Annotated in this window: 12 protein-coding genes; 4 read left to right on the top strand and 8 right to left on the bottom strand. The window is 73.6% G+C overall.

Going from position 1 to position 16,993, the window contains the following annotated elements; all coding sequences use genetic code 11:
- Positions 1-15: 15 nt before the first annotated feature.
- Complete coding sequence (locus tag ACFC1T_RS32015) at positions 16-1,128, top strand: GlxA family transcriptional regulator (RefSeq protein WP_375894406.1); 1,113 nt, start codon at positions 16-18, stop codon at positions 1,126-1,128.
- Here ACFC1T_RS32015 and ACFC1T_RS32010 read toward each other — a convergent pair.
- Entirely contained in the window at positions 1,118-1,921 is an 804-nt protein-coding gene (locus tag ACFC1T_RS32010) for an alpha/beta fold hydrolase (protein WP_375894445.1), read from the bottom strand. The two genes, ACFC1T_RS32015 and ACFC1T_RS32010, sit on opposite strands and share 11 nt — an antisense overlap.
- A gap of 119 nt (positions 1,922-2,040) precedes the next feature.
- Positions 2,041-2,922 carry a CPBP family intramembrane glutamic endopeptidase gene (locus ACFC1T_RS32005; protein ID WP_375894403.1) on the bottom strand — a complete coding sequence of 294 codons (882 nt, stop codon included), beginning with the start codon at positions 2,920-2,922 and terminating at the stop codon, positions 2,041-2,043.
- A gap of 111 nt (positions 2,923-3,033) precedes the next feature.
- Here ACFC1T_RS32005 and ACFC1T_RS32000 point away from each other — a divergent pair, with 111 nt between their 5' ends.
- Together ACFC1T_RS32000 and ACFC1T_RS31995 are read left to right on the top strand one after the other, a co-directional pair.
- On the top strand, positions 3,034-4,341 hold the full coding sequence (locus tag ACFC1T_RS32000) for a sensor domain-containing protein (protein ID WP_375894401.1): 1,308 nt from the start codon (positions 3,034-3,036) through the stop codon (positions 4,339-4,341).
- Complete coding sequence (locus ACFC1T_RS31995) at positions 4,329-5,075, top strand: LuxR C-terminal-related transcriptional regulator (protein WP_375894398.1); 747 nt, start codon at positions 4,329-4,331, stop codon at positions 5,073-5,075. The genes ACFC1T_RS32000 and ACFC1T_RS31995 overlap by 13 nt, the downstream gene beginning before the upstream one ends.
- On the opposite strand, the gene ACFC1T_RS31990 is transcribed toward ACFC1T_RS31995, so the two are convergent.
- From ACFC1T_RS31990 to ACFC1T_RS31965, 6 genes are all read right to left on the bottom strand, one after another.
- Entirely contained in the window at positions 4,964-5,947 is a 984-nt protein-coding gene (locus ACFC1T_RS31990; RefSeq protein ID WP_375894396.1) for a serine/threonine dehydratase, read from the bottom strand. The genes ACFC1T_RS31995 and ACFC1T_RS31990 overlap by 112 nt on opposite strands.
- A 214-nt stretch (positions 5,948-6,161) precedes the next feature.
- On the bottom strand, positions 6,162-6,329 hold the full coding sequence (locus tag ACFC1T_RS31985; RefSeq protein ID WP_375894393.1) for a hypothetical protein: 168 nt from the start codon (positions 6,327-6,329) through the stop codon (positions 6,162-6,164).
- A 420-nt stretch (positions 6,330-6,749) separates the two neighbouring features.
- Positions 6,750-7,445 (bottom strand): hypothetical protein, encoded by a 696-nt coding sequence (locus tag ACFC1T_RS31980; RefSeq protein WP_375894392.1) that lies wholly within the window; start codon positions 7,443-7,445, stop codon positions 6,750-6,752.
- On the bottom strand, positions 7,442-11,713 hold the full coding sequence (locus ACFC1T_RS31975; RefSeq protein ID WP_375894391.1) for an NEW3 domain-containing protein: 4,272 nt from the start codon (positions 11,711-11,713) through the stop codon (positions 7,442-7,444). The genes ACFC1T_RS31980 and ACFC1T_RS31975 overlap by 4 nt, the downstream gene beginning before the upstream one ends.
- A 74-nt stretch (positions 11,714-11,787) precedes the next feature.
- Positions 11,788-14,262 (bottom strand): discoidin domain-containing protein, encoded by a 2,475-nt coding sequence (locus tag ACFC1T_RS31970; protein ID WP_375894388.1) that lies wholly within the window; start codon positions 14,260-14,262, stop codon positions 11,788-11,790.
- Between the two features lie 270 nt (positions 14,263-14,532).
- Positions 14,533-15,558 (bottom strand): LacI family DNA-binding transcriptional regulator, encoded by a 1,026-nt coding sequence (locus tag ACFC1T_RS31965; protein ID WP_375894386.1) that lies wholly within the window; start codon positions 15,556-15,558, stop codon positions 14,533-14,535.
- 133 nt (positions 15,559-15,691) lie between these two features.
- On the opposite strand from ACFC1T_RS31965, the gene ACFC1T_RS31960 reads away from it, so the two are divergent.
- Positions 15,692-16,981 (top strand): ABC transporter substrate-binding protein, encoded by a 1,290-nt coding sequence (locus ACFC1T_RS31960; protein ID WP_375894383.1) that lies wholly within the window; start codon positions 15,692-15,694, stop codon positions 16,979-16,981.
- Positions 16,982-16,993 lie beyond the last annotated feature (12 nt).

The raw sequence follows: 16,993 nt of genomic DNA, 5'->3' as shown, positions 1-16,993 counted from the left end.
TGCTAGACATGGCACATGTCGCAAGGATCCTCGCAGCCGCAACCACCGCAGCAGCCGCACCCCTCGACGGCCGGCCCGCACCGGGTGGTCGTGATCGTCGACGCCAACTCGAACCCCTTCGAACTCGGCTGCGCCACCGAAGTGTTCGGCCTGCGCAGGCCGGAGGTCGGCCGCGAGCTGTACGACTTCCGGCTCTGCTCCCCCGAGCCCAGCACCCTGATGCGGGACGGGTTCTTCACCCTCACCGGGGTCGCCGGCCTGGAGGCGGCCGACACGGCGGACACCCTGATCGTCCCGAACCGGCCCGACGTCGAGGTGCCGCGCCGCCCCGCCGTACTGGAGGCCGTCCGGCGGGCGCACGCGCGGGGCGCGCGGCTGGTCGGGTTCTGCAGCGGCGCCTTCACGATGGCCGAGGCCGGGGTCCTGGACGGGCGGCGGGCCACCGCGCACTGGCAGTGGGCGGACGACTTCCGGGCCCGCTTCCCGTCCGTCCGGCTCGAACCGGACGTGCTGTTCGTGGACGACGGCGACATCCTGACGGCCGCGGGCAGCGCGGCCGCGCTCGACCTGGGCCTGCACGTGGTACGCCGCGACCACGGTGCCGAGATCGCCAACGCGGTGAGCCGTCGGCTGGTCTTCGCGGCCCACCGCGACGGCGGGCAGCGGCAGTTCGTGGAACGGCCGGTGCCCGAGCGGACGGACGAGTCACTGGCGCCGCTGCTGGCCTGGGCGCAGGAACGGCTGGACGCACCGCTCACCGTCGCCGACCTGGCGGCGCGCGCGGCGGTCAGCCCGGCCACGCTGCACCGCCGCTTCCGCGCCCAGTTGGGCACCACACCGCTGGCCTGGCTCACCGGGGAACGGGTGGCCCTGGCCTGCCGGCTGATCGAGCGGGGCGAGTCCCGGATGGAGGTGGTCGCGCGCCGCAGCGGGCTGGGCACGGCCGCCAACCTGCGGGTGCTGGTGCGCCGGGAGACGGGCATCTCGCCGTCGGCCTACCGGCACCGGTTCGGGCCGGAGGCGTCCCCGCGGGCGGAGACCGCTCCGGCCCGGACACCACCTCCCGGGATACCACCTCCCGGGACGGCCGGCACCGGGCCAGCGGGCACCGACCCGCTCAGTCGGTGATCCCGGCGAGGAAGGCCGCGAGTGCGGCGTGCAGCGCCTCCGGCCGCTCCAGGTGCAGGTCGTGCCCGGTGCCGGGGATGCTGACGGCCATGGTGGCGGGGCCCCGCCGGAGCATCTCATCGGCCTCCGCCGCCGGGACGAACCCGGACTGGCCCAGGACGACCAGCGTGGGGCAGGCGATCCGCGCCCACTCCGCCAGGAAGGACCGCTGGGTGAGCTCCGTCAGCGAGTCCACCATCACGTCCCGGTCGAAGCGCGGCCACCAGCCGCCGTCGCGTTCCTCCAACCCGGCCGCCCAGCCCGCGCCGACCGGCCCGCCGCCGAGGAACTCGACGGCCGCCTCGCGGGCGGGGAAGGGCGTCGGCCAGGAGTCGAGCCAGTCGCCGACCTCCCCGGCCACGTCCGGGTCGGGCCCGCCCGGGCCGGCCTCGACGAGTACCAGCCCGCCGACGAGTCCGGGGTGCGCGGCGGCGGTCAGCATGGCCGTGTGCCCGCCCAGCGACTGCCCGGCCAGGACCGGCCGTCGCAGCCCCAACTGCTCGACGACGGCCACCACATCGGCGACGTAGGCGGCACGGGAGACCTCCGGCGGGCGGCGCTCGCTCGCGCCGTGTCCGCGCTGGTCGACCGCGACGACCCGGTGGCGGGTGCTCAACTCCGCTGCCACCGCGTCCCATTCACCCGCGTGCCCGGCCAGCCCGTGCAGCAGCACGACGGGCCGACCCGGCCCGGCCCAGTCCCGGCAGACGAGCCGGACACCGTCATGCGACACCAGCCGCTCGGACCATCCCACGTCGGGCCGCGCCACGCCGGTCCCTGCCTCGTCGGTCCGTGCCTCGTCGGTCGGTGCCACGTCGTCGTACCTCCAGCGAATCGGGCGGACCCCGATCATGTCGCAACGCCCCGTGCCGATCAACGGAGTTGCCCGTTCCGCAGCACCGGGCCCCGGCCGGCGCTCCGCCGGTGGACCAGCCAGCCGACCAGCACCACGAGGCCGGTCACCGGCCAGGTCGAGATGCTCAACGGGCCGGCCAGCAGAGGGTCGACGATGCGGCCCGAGACCTCGCGGGTCAGCGGCAGCGTGAACTCGTTGAGCGACAGGTGCGCCGCGACGGCCGCCCACACCGACCCGGTGGACAAGCGGATGGCGGCGATGACCGTACCCAGCAGCATGGCCGTCACCACGGCGACGGGTATGCCCAGCAGCACCGAATGGCCGGGGTAGCTCCCGCCGAGCGCCGTCATCGGGACGTGCCAGGCTCCCCAGATCGCGCCGCCGATCAGCAGGCCGCGGGTCCGTCCGTAGCGCAGCAACCGGGGCAACAGGTAGCCCTGCCAGCCGAGTTCCTCGCCGAAGTACAGCGGTACGGACACCAGCGCGCTCAGCACCAGCGGCACGACCGTGCCGGGCCCGGGCAGGTGCGCGGGGGCGTACCAGCCGGTGAGCGTGGCGACGGTCAGACCGGCCGCGGTGAGGCCGAGCGGAATCGTCAACGCGACGGCCACGGAGCGGAGTTCGTGCCGCCAGGGAGTGGACCGGGCGAGCCCGAGCAGCCGCAGGGCCTGGCGCGGGCCCCGGCCGCGCACGGTGAGGCCGAAGGCGGTCAGGGCCGGCACCAGCATCATCAGGACCATGCACACCGCCGCCAGCCGTGGCGTCCCCTGCGCGGCGCTCGTCCGGCGGAGGCCGTCCAGCCAGAGCGGGACCATGGTGATCCAGGCGCCGACGAAACTGATCGTCAGGAACAGCACCAGCTCGGAGCGCGAGCCGTCCGAAGTGTTCGTTCGTTTCATGGCCGTGACGCTACGAACCGCCAGGGGGCCGGGACGATCGTGCAGGCGCGTCGACCGATGGTGTAGCACGCTCCACTGCGCCGGGAACCCGAGGAGGGGAGACTGGCCGCCGTGAACGACACTTCGATGACGCGGGCGTCGCGGGCGGGCGCGGCGCGCTCGGCCCGTGCCGCCGGGTACTGCGCTGCCGTGTTCGCCCGGGGGCTGGCCCTGCTCGTACTGGTGCCCGTCCTCCTGTACTCGGCGGCGCTCTGCCTGGTCGGCGTGGGCCTGCTCGTCCTGCCGCCCGAACTCCGGCTGCTGCGGTGGCTCGCCGACGGCGAACGCGCCCTCCTGGGGCGGTGGACGGCGAACCCTCCGGCACCGGCCGGACCGCACCCGCACAGGCGCCTGGGGGCGGCCCTCTCCGATCCGGCGACCGGCCGTGACCTGCGCTGGGCGGCCGTCATGGCGGTCCTCGGCACCGCGCTCGGGCTGCTCGGCACGGCGCTGTTCCTGTTCCCGGCCGCCGTGCTCGCGCTCGTCGGCCTGTGGTGGCTGTTCCCGGCCGACGATCCGATCAGGCCGCTCCTCAACGTCCCGGTCGACAGCTGGGGGTCCGCGCTCTACGCCGGGGTCCCCCAGTTCCTGCTGAGCGCGCTGCTCGCCCTGTTCGGCCCGCCCCTGCTCGCCAGGACGGCGGCCGCGCTGAGCCGGTGGCTGCTCGCCCCCTCGGCCGCCGCGGTCCTCGCCGAGCGCGTGTCCACGCTGGACCGGACCCGTACCGGAGCGATCGCCGCGCACGGCGACGAGCTGCGCCGCATCGAGCGGGACCTGCACGACGGCACCCAGGCCCGGCTGGTCACCCTCGCCATGCAACTCGGGCTCGCCGAACGGACGCTCGGCTCCGACCCCGCCGCGGTGGGCCCGCTGCTGACCCGGGCCCGGGAGGGCGCCGAGGAGGCGATGGCCGAACTGCGCGACGTGCTGCGGTCCGTCTACCCGCCGGTCCTCGCCGACCGGGGCCTGGCCGGCGCGGTCTCGGCGGTCGTCGCCCGCTGCCCGGTGCCCGCCACCGTGGAGGTCGGTGAACTCGGGGACGTACCGGCCCAGATCGAGGTCGCCGTGTACTTCGCCGTCACCGAGGCGCTCACCAACGCGGCCAAGCACGCCGACGCCGGCGCCGTGACCGTCACCCTGGCCAGGACGGGCGCCACCCTGCGGGCGGAGATCACCGACGACGGCCGGGGCGGCGCGGCCGAGGACGGGCCCGACGGCGGCACCGGACCGCACGGCACCGGACCACGCACCGCCGGACCACGCGGAACCGGACTGCGCGGCATCCGGCAGCGCGTCGAGGCCGTCGACGGCGTCCTGCTGGTCCGGAGCCCGGCCGGCGGCCCCACCGTGATCACCGTGGAGTGCCCGTGCGCATCGTGATCGCCGAGGACAACGCGCTGCTCGCGCAGGGACTCACCGCGCTGCTGGAGGCCCTGGGGAACCAGGTGCTCGCCACCACCGGGGACGCCGAGTCCTTCCTGACGGCCGCCGTCACCCACCGGCCGGACGTGGCCGTGGTGGACGTCCGGCTCCCGCCCTCCTTCACCGACGAGGGCATCAGGGCCGCGCTGCACGCCCGGGAGCGCGTCCCCGGGCTGCCGATCCTCGTGCTCTCCCAGTACGTCGAGGACACCTACGCCCGGGAGCTGCTCGCCGACGGCACCGGCGTCGGCTACCTGCTCAAGGACCGGGTCGCCCGCGTCGACGACTTCCTCGACGCGCTCCACCGGGTCGCGGCCGGCGGCACGGCACTGGACCCGGACGTGGTCCGGCAGCTGCTCGCGACACCCACCGACCCGCTGTCCCGTCTCACCGAGCGCGAACGCGAGGTCCTCGCGCTGATGGCCCAGGGGTACGGCAACTCCGAGATCGCCGGTCGCCTCGTGGTCACCGAGCGGGCCGTGCACAAGCACGTCGGGAACATCTTCCTGAAACTCGACCTCCCGCCCGAGGACAGCGGCGACCGGCGCGTCCTCGCCGTCCTCACCCACCTCGGAGCCCCTCAGCGACCCTCAGCACCGGGCCCGGCGTCCGGGGTCGTGACCAGGTCCGACGGATCGGTGTTGGCCCCGCACAGCACCACGCAGACCTTCTCGCCGGGCTCGGGCCGGTAGCCGCCCGCCTGGCCGCCCAGCGCCGCGAGGGCGGTGGCGGCGCCGTGCTCGACGGCCACCCGGCGGTCGTCCCACAGGGCACGGCGCGCGCCGACGATCTCCTCGTCCGGCACCAACAGGCTCCGGACGCCGCCCAGTTGGGCGACACCCAACGCCGTGGCCGAGACCCGCCGGGCCCCGAGCGAGTCCGCGGCGACCGAGTCCACCGGCACGTCGACCGGACGGCCCGCCGCCAGCGCGGCGTTCAGCGCCCGGGAGTTCCCCGGCTCCACCGCGACCGTCCGCACGCCGTGCTCCCGGGCAGCGGTGGCGACCCCCGCGAACAGCCCGCCGCCGCCGACCGCGACCACCACGGTGTCCAGGCCCGGGATCCGGTCCCGGATCTCCTCCAGCAGCGTGCCCGCCCCGGCCGCGATCAGCGGGTGGTCGTAGGCGTGCGCCGCGAGCGCACCGCCGACCGCCGCGAACTCCGCGCAGGCCGCCTGGGCCTCCGCGTACTCCGAACCCACCAGCCGCACGTCGGCGCCGTAGCCGCGCAGCTTGGACACCTTCACCGCCGGCGCCGTGGCCGGCACGAACACCGTCGCCCGCACGCCCAGCTGCCGGGCCGCCCAGGCACACGCCAGCCCGGCGTTCCCGCCGGAGGCGATGGTCACCCCCGCGTCGGGCAGGGTGCCGGCCTCCCCGTGGGCCCGGAGGAAGTTCTGCGCACCACGGGCCTTGAACGACCCGGTGTGCTGCATGAACTCCAGCGCCAGCCACAGCTCACCGGGCTCCGTACGCTCCTCGACCGCCGCCAGGGCGACCGGGCGAACGTGCCCGGCGATCCGCTCCCCGGCGGCTTCGATGTCGCCATAGGTGAGTCCGCGCATGTCCCTGCTCCCTTGTCGTTCGACCGCCACACCGACCGCCACGTCGACCGCCCTCGACGCCCTGCGTCGCGACGCACGACTCGCACCCGGCTCCGGCCCACCCTAGATCACCAACCCCCGGGCCGGCCCGGCCCCCGTCGAGGTGGATCGTGAACGACGGAGGGCCCCGGCGATCGGCCGGGGCCCTCCGCATCGCGCAGCCGGAGTCGCCGGGTCAGGAGACGCGCTTCAGCTGCCAGGCGTTGTTGTTGAAGCTCGGGTTCGACCAGGCGACACAGCTGCTGGTGTAGTACGAGCCGGTCTGGACCCAGCCCGCCGGCGGGTAGGTGGTGCTGCAGGCCTGGACCACGGTGCCGACGGGCAGTCCGGTGAGCTGCTTCACCTGCTTGATGTTCGGGCTGAAGCTCTGCGTACCGCAACTGCTGCTGTAACCCCAACTCACATCGACAGAGCCGGCCGGGGTGAGAGTGCTTCCGCACATGGTCGTGACGTCGCCCGGGGCAGCCTGGGCGGGCGCCGCGGCCAGGGCCAACATCGCCGCAGTGCCGGCGATGGCCATACAGGTGGTACGGAGGCGAATCATGGGCGGTGGCTCCTTCTGATCGGGGGTGGCCGGTCAGGCCGTGGAGCTATTCCTATGGTTTGATCATCGGTTTCGGATAGCGACTTTCCGGCCTAAAGATCCACCGCGCAGACCTCCACCGAAAGCCTCACCCACCCGCCCTTGAGCCTCTCCGACAACTCCTCGACGCCGTCGTGCCCGCCGTGCTCGGGGCGAGCGTGGCGGGCACGCCGGGGCCGCTCAGTGGCGGTGGTGGTTGTCGGGTTGGGTCGGGTCGCCGGGGTGTTCCAATCCCTCGACCAGGGTGAGGCGTTGGGCCCGCTCGTGGTCCAGCCAGCGGACGAACTCCGCCCTTCGCGCGGCCTCCCGGAGGGCCGGGGTGGGGTCGGGGTTCTGCGGGACGGCCAGGGTGGCGAGGAGCATCGCCGTCCAGGGGCCGACGGTGACCCACTCGCCTGGCGGGGCCTCCCGAAGCGCCTCGGCGAGGGCCTCCGGGAGGGTGTCGGGGTCGGCTTCGAAGCCGCCGTCGGGGAGGGCGAGGTGCCAGCGGGTGGTCGGTGGGCGGGCGGTCACGGCGCGGTAGTGGGCGAGGTCGGCGGCGGACGGCTCGATGCCGGCGGTCACGGATGCGTAGACGGCACGGACGGCCGCGCTGCCCTCGTAGGCGGCCGCCGTGATGGAGCCGAGTTCGACGGCGGCCTGTTGGTCGAGGCGCGACGGACCGGGGGCGACGACCGGGAGGCCGCGTTCGGCGGCGACCGTCTCGCAGAGGGCCTCGGTCAGCAGCACCTGGGCGACCCACCGGGTGAGCTGGCGGTCCTCCGAACTGCCGGGCAGGGGAAGGGCGGTGGAGCGCGGGCCGCCCCGCAGGGCGGCGAGGCGGGCGTCGAGGGCGGTGCGCGGGAGGGGGCGTCCGTCGAGCAGGCCGAGGGTCATGCCTCCACCACCAGGGCGACGGTGGGGGCGTACTGGCAGCGGCCGAACCACATGACCTTGGCGAGGGCCCAGTACGCGCCGGGGTCGAGGGACTCGGGGGCGGTGACGGCGAAGTCGACGGTGACGGCCGAGTCGGCGGGGACGGCGAAGCCGCGCACCGGGTCGGCGACGGCCTCCCACGTCCCCCACGGGGAGACCAGTTGCAGCTCGCCGCGGATCTCGCCGCGGGTGCGGTTGGTGAGGGTGAGTCCGAGCAGGGCCCGGCCGCCGGGGGCCACCCGCAGGGTCTCGGTGGAGACGTCCACGGACAGCCCGGTGTCGCGGCCGGTCGTCGCCTTGGTGCCCTGGGCGGCCGTCCAGTCCTCCGGGGCCTCGCCGGGGACCGGCAGCAGCGCGGGGAGGTCGCCGATAGCGATGGTGACCACGTCCTCGACCGCCTGCCCGTCGTGCTCGATCCGGACGGCGGCGAAGTGCAGCCCGGGCCGGGCGTCGGCCGGCGGGGTGAGGGTGACCGGGAAGCGCAGGTGGCCGTCGGGGGCGAGCCGGTACGGGCGGCTGCCGAGGCTGGTCGCCCAGCCCTCCGGCGGCAGCACGACGGCCGTGCCCTCGACCGCGGCGTCCCGCAGCTGGGAGGAGAGGGCGACCGAGAGCGTCACCGGCTCCCCCGCCGTCCGCAGCAGCCCGGGTGAGGCGCCGACCGACACCGGCAGGTAGCCGAGCGGCGCCGGGCCCCGGTTGTGCAGCCAGTAGCGGGCATGGACGGGCTGGGCGGGTTCGGCGACCGGGCCGAGTACCGTACCCCCGGCCGTGCCCCCGGGCCGGGCCGAGACGCCGGGCGCGGCGAGCAGGGTGGTGATCGACGAGCCGGGCAGGTCCAGCTCGGCCGGGCCGAGGGGGCGCTCCAGCAGGTCGGCCGCCCGCAGGTCGGTCAGCCCGAGCGCACCGCCGAGTGCCGCCGTCCGGCCGAGGCCGGTGGATTCGACCAGCCGCACGGTCAGCTCGGGTCCGACGGGCGCCGCCGAGCCGTGGGCGATCGGGTTCCCGGTCGGCTTGAGCGCGCCGAGCAGCACCTCGCGCTGCGGTTCGACCCGCAGCCAGGACAGCGTGGCGGGCAGCGGGCCGTCCTGCGGCGCGGCCAGGATCCGCGCGTACAGCGGGTGGTTGAACTCCTGCCCCCGCGCGGGCAGTGCCTGCACCCGCCAGTCACCGTCACCGCCGACCAGGGCATAGCCGAACTCGTGGGTCCAGTGCTGGAGTTGGAAGGAGGCGCCGTCGGGCAGGGTGCGCCGGGGCGGGTCGATCCACACCCCGGACGGCCAGCCGGTGCAGGAGCGCATCAGCGACAGGTGCAGCGCGCCGGTGGTGTCCACCGCGAAGCCGGGCAGGCCGAAGCTGAGCAAGGCCACGGTGTGGTCAGCGAGTTCCTCCGACTCCGGAACCGGCTCCGACACCGGCTCCGACACCGTCATCGGGCAGACGGCGGTGATCCGGGCGTCGGCGAGGTCGTCCACCAGGGCCGACACATCGGCGACCACCAGGGCGGGCAGGGAGCGCAGGTCCCGCAGGTCCGCGTCGGGCCGCCACACCTCGGCCAGCGGTGTCAGCGCGGGCACCCACACCGCGCCGTGCGCCTTGAGCGCGGCCGCGTACTCCTCGCCCGCCCGGTCGATCAACTCCCGTGCCGCGTCGTTGACTTCCGGGCCGCCGACGACGATCCGGAAGTCCGGCAGGTTGGAGTCGACGTCCAGCCAGCCGTACCGCGCCCAGTCCGCCCCCGAGGTGGTGGCGGTGACGCCGACCCGGGCCAGCGCGACCAGCAGCGGGCGGGCGTCGGCGGCGTCGTCCAGGGTCGGGACGACCACCTCGGCCACGCCGAGCGCGCGCGAGCCGATGACCTCGCCGGAGGCCGAGGTGAGCTCCGCCCGCGCGGTGGCGCCCAGCCCGAACCAGGTGTTGGCCGGGTTGTCCAGCGTCCACGGCGCCTCCGCCGAGTCCACGTCCGGCATCGCGAAGCCGCGCCCGACGACCGCGCCGGCGACCTCGCTGACCGGCAGCCCGCCGGGGACGTCCACCGGGAAGCGCAGTCGCAGCAGCCGGTCGGCGCCGGAGTAGTCGACCGCCCTGGTGCGGCAGTCGACCCGGTCCAGCCCGCGCCACAGCGTGACCGTCTGCTCGTAGCGCAGGCCGTCGACCGTCCCCGCGATCACCAGCCGCTCGCCGAGCGGCCCGGTCTCGCGGCGCACGGAACCGGCGCGGTCCCCGGAGCCGACCACCGGCCCGCTCGGCACCAGGTGCCACGGGCCCTCGCCGAAGTCGGGGTGCTGCGGGTACTCCTCGTACACCCGCAGTTCGTTGCCGATCCGGCCCTCCTGGATCAACTCCCGCTCGTGCAGCAGGTCGTACACCGATCCGAGCCCGCCGCCGCGCGCCGGGTCGGCCGTCACCCGGTACCGCTCGTTGGCGATCACCACGCCGTCGGCCTCGGCCCACGCCGGGGCCGAGGGCTCCCCGGGCAGCAACCGCCAGGTGCGCCAGCCGAGCGCGGGCACGTCGGCCGCCAGGAACCGCAGCATGCCCCGGTCCACGGCGCTCGGCACGGCCGCGCCGGTGTCGTCCACGACCCGCACCGACCGTTCACCGGAGGGGAGTTCGACCGAGACCAGATCCGTCCGGTCGAAGGACAGCGTGTTGGTCACCACCAGAGCCGAGCCGACGCCCGCCGTGGAGATACCCGCCGAGCCGACGCCCGCCGTGGAGATGCCCACCGTGGAGATCCGCGCCGTCAGCGCGTCCAGCGCCGCGTCCCGGACCGCCGAGGCCAGGTCGTACGCCTCCCGCCAGCCGCCCAGCAGGTCCAGGTACACCTGGTCGGACTCGCTCCCCGTGATCGCGTCGTGGTGCGCCCCGTAGGCGAGTTGGCGCCACACCTTGTCGAGCGCGGCGGCCGGGTAGGCGCCGAGCCCGTTCACGACGGCCAGCGCGGCGAGCTTCTCCGCGTCCACCGCCGCGACCTCGCCCGCCCGTTGGGCCTGCTTGGTGTCGATGTAGGAGACGTCCTTGCCGGTGTACACCGGGTTCATGTCGCGGGTCTGCGGGCTGGGCCGGCGCCCGGTGGCGGCGAGTTCGGCCCGGACGGCGTCCAGGAAGTCGCGCGGGGTGGCGCAGACGAAGCGCGGCCACAGGTACTTCTCGGGCCAGGAGCGGTGGATCGCGGTGACCCACTTGTTCGGCGGGGTGTAGTCCGTGCCGACCGGCAGCAGCAGGTTCCTGGTCGCGCCGACCGGCTTGAGCTTGCGGTACAGCTCGTACACCGCCTGTTCGGCGGCGGGGAGGTCGGGCGAGGAGTCCATCCACCAGCCGGCCGAGTAGTGGTGCGGCATGTAGTGGGTGAGTACGCCCTCCCCGCCGGGCGCGATCCACTCGAACTCGCTGGGGAACTGCATCACCCGGGCGTCGTCCTTGCCCTGGCGGAAGTTCTTCTGGATCGGGCCCCACTGGTGGAACGGCCCGCGGGCCCACGCGCTGCCGGTGAGGCCGGCCGCGGCGAGGTGGCCGGGGAACTGCGGGTCGTGGCCGAACACGTCGAGCTGCCAGGCGGTCTGCGGGTCGCCGCCGAGGATGTCGCGCTGGTAGCCGATGCCGTGGACGATGTTGCGGATGGTCGTCTCGGCGCCGGTGAGGTTGGTGTTGGGCTCGTTGTAGGTGCCGCCGACGAGCTCGACCTGCCCGCGCTCCAGCAGCGTGCGGAGCACCGCGCGCCGCTCCGGGTGCTGGTCGAAGTACGGTTTCAGGTAGTCGACCTCGGCCAGCACGAACTTGTACACCGGGTCCCGCAGGGCCAGGTCGAGGTGGGCGTCGACGAGGGCGAAGCCGTTGCGCTCCCAGAGCGGCCGGGTGGTGGCGTCGGCGCCGAGCAGTTCCCACGGCGAGGTGTAGGCGGCCTGGGTGTTCCACCAGACCGGGTCGTAGTGGAAGTGGGAGACCAGGAACATCGTCCAGCCGGGCTCGGCGACCTCCACCACACCGCTCGCCTCACTGCCCACCACCCTTACCGTGACGGGAAGTTGCGCGCCGACGGACGCTCCGGTGATCTCCAGGGGGACGTCGACCAGCCCCGTGCCGGTCGCCTCGCCGCGGACGCCCGTCCCGCTGACGGTGATCGGGGCGGCCGGCCCCTCGACCGTCACCCGCAGGATCTGGCGCGGGGCGTCCTCGGGGCCGACGAACAGGTCGGTGCTCTCGACGGCGGTGATGGTGGTGACCGGCACGGGGGTGGTCCTTTCGGTACGGAGGCCTACGCGGTGACGCAGGCCTACCCGGTACGGAGATGCGGTGCGGACGCCTACTGGCCCCAGGCCTCGAACTCGTAGATCCGGGCGGCCGGATCGCCGTTCTGGGTGGGCTTGGTGACGACCAGCCGGACGTAGCGGGCGGTGGTGTCCACCGGGTGGGTGGTGGTGCCCGCGGTGTTGCCGGTCACGGTGGCGACGGTCGTCCACGGGTCGGTGCTCTTCACGCGGGTCTGGAGGGAGAAGTCCCGGGTGTTGTACGCGGCGCTCTCCCCGCCCGCCTGGGCGTGCCGGACCACGAACCTGTTCAGCTTCTTCGCCGAACCGAGGTCCACCTCCAGCCACTTGGCGGCCGTCAGCGTGCACCACTTGTCGCTCGTGCCGCCGTTGACGCTGCCGTTGACGGCCTTGGCCGGGCCCTCGTTGGCGTTGCACTGGCCGGAGGCGGTGGCGGGGCGGTTGAGCGCGAGGTCGGTCGAGCCGGTCGGCGGGGTGGCGCTCCAGCCCACGGTGGTCGAGGCGACGGCCGAGTGCCCGTAGGTGGTGGACACCGCCTCCACATCCAGCGTGGTGGCGGCCTCGGTGCCGGCCCGGTCCAACCGCCCGACGTAGTAGGCGTCGTTGGGGGTGGCCCCCAGGAAGGTCCGGCTGCCGTCCGGGTTGCGCCGGTACACCTCGTAGTGGTGGACGTTGCCGCCGGGGGCCGCCGTCCAGGACAGTCGCAGCGACTGGCTCGCGCCGGCCGTCACGTCGCTCGCACCGAGCACGGTCAGCCCGCTCGGCGCGGCCGGGCTCTCCACCGTGCCGTCGTAGAGGGCGACTTGGCCGACCCGCAGGTCGTAGGCCGGGTCGTTGCCGGTGACCTGGAGGGCGAGCTGGGCGATGGTGCGGCCGGCGTACCGGGAGAGGTCGAGGGTGTGCCGCTCCCAGCCCGTCCCGGCGTTGCTCCCGACGTCCACGGTGGTGAAGCTGCCCGGGGCGTCGGTGAAGGAGACGGCGGCCTTGAGCTTGGTCGGGCCGGCGGCCGGGGTCTTGACCACCAGGTCGAGCTTGGTGTTCGCGGCGACCGGCAGCCGGGTCTGGTAGAGCCGGACGGTGTTGGTGGCGTCCAGGGTGCCGGTCAGCCGCAGCGAGGAGCCGCCCTGGTAGGCGTCGGTGAAGTCGACGGACGGGCTGAGCCTGCTGCCGGTGGAGTCGACCACCCAGCGGTAGGTCGGCGGGACGTCCTGCAGCGAGAGGTTGTTCCACCCGCCGGTGGCGACCCGGGTGCCGGCCGCGTTGTAGAAGTCGCCCTGGCCGGTGTCGAAGTTGGTGACGAAGGGCTTGGCGGTGATCGGCGAGGACTCGGCGACGTAGCCCGCCAGGCCGGGCCATCCGGACGAGAGGTCGACCTTGGACGGGTCGTTGTTGGCGCCGACCCAGTAGCGGGTGTCCTTGGCGTAGAAGTCGGCCCGGTCGGTGGCGGACTTCCAGGTCCACTCGGGGCGGTAGAGGCCGAGCGAGGTGGTGTGCGGCTGCCCGGACGGGAAGAGGGTGTTCCAGTCGACGGAGGTGTTGTAGCCGTTCGCCTCGGTGTCGATACCCGAGTACAACTCGTACTCGCTGCGGCCGAGTTGCCGGGCCAGGGTGCGGGAGGAGTCCAGGCCGTCCTGGCTCCAGCCGAAGTTGAGGAACATCGAGTCCGAGGTTCTCTTCGAACCGTCCTGCAGGAAGGGTGAGTTGGCGGAGGTGAGGGCGTTCTGCCAGTCGACCGCACCGGAGGTGGTCATCGCGTCGTACCACATGAAGTCGGTTCCGCTCTGCGCCTTGGTGTACTGCATCAGGTTGCGCACCTCGCCGGCCAGGCCCGAATCCCCGCCGCCGGTCTCCTGGTTGATGAACCAGCCGTCGAAGCCGTAGTACTGGGCGGCCTGGGCGAGCTTGTCGGCGACGGGGTAGCGGTTGCCGGACTTCTGGACGAAGTCGCGCACCCACTGGAGCTGGCCGCCGTACGCGGCGGGCGGGAAGAAGACGGTGCCGTAGACCTTGACGCCGTTGCGGTGGGCGGCGTCGATCACCGTCGGGTTGGGCGCGAGGATCAGGCCCTCGCCGGCCGAGCCGCCCCAGAACACCAGCTTGTCGACGTACTGCCAGTAGCCGAAGGCATAGTAGTTGGGGTCGGCGGAGCCCTGGGAGGGGTTGTTGGAGGTGGGGCCGAAGGAGACCAGCGAGGCGATCTTCCCCTCGCCGGCGCGGGCGTTGGGGTTGGCGGCCAGGGCCGGGTCGCTGGTGCGGGGCTGGAGCGGGACGCGGGAGCGGTTGAACCGGGCGTCCGGGTCGGTGGCCGGATCCCAGCTGAGGATCGTGCTGGGGTACCAGTAGGAGGCGTACGGCTGGCTGCCCGGGCCGGCGGGTGCCGTGGGCAGCGGCGCGGCAGCCATGGGCGGCGGCGCGGCGGCCGTCACGGGTGCGGCCCAGGCGGAGGGCGTGGCGGTGAGTGCGGCCGTCGCGAGGACTGCGCTGAGCAGCAGGGGTAGGCGTCGTGACATGCGGGGGCTCCGATCGGGCGGAGGGGTGGGGGCGGGCCCGCCGTCGCGGACGGGGGCCGGCCGCATGCGGGCGTGCCGGTGCTGAACCGAGGGGGGCCGGAGGCCACAGGAACGGGCAGCAGGAGCGGACCCTCTCGGCGCAGCGAGGCTAAACCGGTTCAGAACGGGTGTCAACGACCCGGACAACAACCACCCGACGGAGTCAGGAACCGGCACCCGGAGGAGTAAGGGCCCGGCGCCCGGAGGAGTCAGGGCCCGGCACCGAGGGAGTCAGGAACCGCTGCCCGGCGGGGAGGTGGACTCCCGCACCGTCAGCCGGGGCGTCGGCATCTGGAGGTCCCGGTCGGGCCCGGCGCCGTCCAGGGCCTCCAGCAGGCTGCGCGCGACCTGCTCGCCGAGCGCGAAGGTGTCCCGGCTGAGCGCGGTCAGCGGCGGGTGGACGATCCGGGCGAGCACCGAGTCGTCGAAGGAGACGATGGACAGCTCCCCGGGCACCGAGACGCCCATCTCCCCCGCCACGCCCAGCCCGGCGACGGCCATCACGTCGCTGTCGTAGACGATCGCGGTGGGCCGCCCGGGCCGGGAGAGCAGGGTGCGGGTGGCCGCCGCGCCCTCGGCGTCGCTGAAGTCGGTGGGCACCGACAGCGCCTCCTCCAGCCCGAGCCGGCGCGAGGCGTCGCGCAGCGCGCGGATCCGGCGCTGGGTGTGCTGGAAGTGCGGCAGCCCGGCGAGGTGGGCGATCCGGCGGTGCCCGATGGCGGCCAGGTAGTCGACGATGGAGAGCATCGCCTCCCGGTCGTCGGCCCAGATCCGCAGCTGGTTGCCGCCCTTGCCGGGCCCGCCCAGGACGACGGCGGGCAGCCCGAGTTCGTCCAGGACGGGCAGCCGCGGGTCCTTGACCTGGAGGTCCACCACGATGAACCCGTCCACCCGGTGCTCGGAGGCCCAGCGCCGGTAGACCCCGATCTCGGCGGCGGTGTCCTCGACCACCATCAGGTGCAGGGCGACCGAGCTGGCCGAGAGCACGGCCTGGAGGCCGGAGAGCAGTTGGCTGAAGAACGGCTCGACGCCGATGGTGCGGGCCGGGCGGGCGATCACCAGGCCGACGGCGTCGGAGCGGGCGCCGCCGAGGGCGCGGGCGGCGCTGTGCGGGCGCCAGTTCATCTCCTCGGCGACCCGCAGGATCCGGTCCCTGGTCGCCTCGCTGACACCGGGGCGGCCGTTGAGCGCGAAGGAGACCGCGCCCTTGGAGACGCCGGCCTGGCGCGCGATGTCGGCGATCGTCGGTCTGCCCACAGGATCCGACTCCTCTCTTGACAGTCAAGTTTAGGCGGGAGCATAGTCCCTGCCAGAGCTAGACCGGTTTAGTTAAGCAGGTTCTGACACACCACCACCCATCCCAGAACCCCAGGAACACCGGGAGACCCTCATGCGAAGAATCTGGGCGGCACTGACCACCACGGCCCTCACCGCGGCGGCCCTCACCGGCTGCGGACTCGGCTCCGGAGACACCAAGAGCAGCGACAACGTGGCGAGTGCGGCCGCCACCGGTGAGGTCAAGGGCAAGGTCTCGATCCAGACCTGGGCGCTCAAGCCGAAGTTCACCGACTACATGCAGGGCGTGATCGACGGCTTCAAGAAGAAGTACCCCGGCGTCGAGGTCGACTGGCTGGACCAGCCCGGCGAGGGCTACTCCGACAAGGTACTCAGCCAGGCCGCCTCCGGCACCCTGCCCGACGTGGTCAACCTCCCGCCGGACTTCGCCTTCCCGCTGGCCAAGAAGGACGTCCTGCTGGACGTCGCCAAGGCCGACCCGAAGCTCGCGGACGAGTACGTGGCCGGCGGCGTGAGCGCCTACCGCTACCGCGGCTACCAGGGCACCTTCGGCTACCCCTGGTACCTCAACACCGATGTGAACTACTGGAGTTCCGACCTCCTGACGAAGGACGGGCTGGACCCGAAGAAGCCCCCGACCACCCTGGACGAGCTGATCGCCCAGGCCCGGGTGATGAAGGAGAAGTCCGGCGGCCAGGCCTACCTGATGAGCCGCAAGCCCGGCCTCGGCGACCTCTACAACATCGGCGTCAAGATCATGGCCGACGACGGCAAGTCCTTCACCTTCAACACCCCGGAGGCCGCCGCACTGCTCGACAAGTACCGCGACGCCTTCAAGGAGGGCCTGATGCCGAACGGGGTGCTCACCGACACCTACGCCGGCAACTCCAAGCTGTTCAGCGCCGGGACCGCGGCCTGGACCACCGGCGGCGGCAACTTCATCACCAGCCTCGCCACCGACAACCCCACCCTGGCGCCGAAGGTCGTCCCGTCCCCCGCGATGGGCACCCCGCCGCTGTACGTCCAGGGCCTGTCCATCCCGAAGAACACCAAGAACCCGGCCGCCGCGGTCGCCCTGGCCCGCTGGGTCACCAGCCCGGAGAACCAGGCCGCCTTCGCCCACCTGACCAGCGTCTTCCCGTCCACCAAGGCCTCCGCGAGCGACCCGTTCTTCAGCAAGAGCGACGGCACCAACGCGGGCGACGCCAAGGCGATCGCCTTCACCTCGCTCGCCAAGGCCGAGCTGATCCAGCCGGTCGAGGTGGACGACGCGATGGGCACCGTCGTCAAGCAGCAGTTCGCCCTCGCCATCAGCGGCCAGAGCAGCTCCCAGCAGGCCCTGGACACCGCCGTGGAGCAGTGCAACAAGCTGCTCAAGGGCTGATCCCCCGCCGCC

The sequence above is a fragment of the Kitasatospora sp. NPDC056076 genome, assembly GCF_042266305.1.
Classification (GTDB): Bacteria; Actinomycetota; Actinomycetes; order Streptomycetales; family Streptomycetaceae; genus Kitasatospora.
The sequence above is the reverse complement of the archived record's forward strand: the minus strand, read 5'-3'. Positions and strand labels throughout refer to the sequence as shown.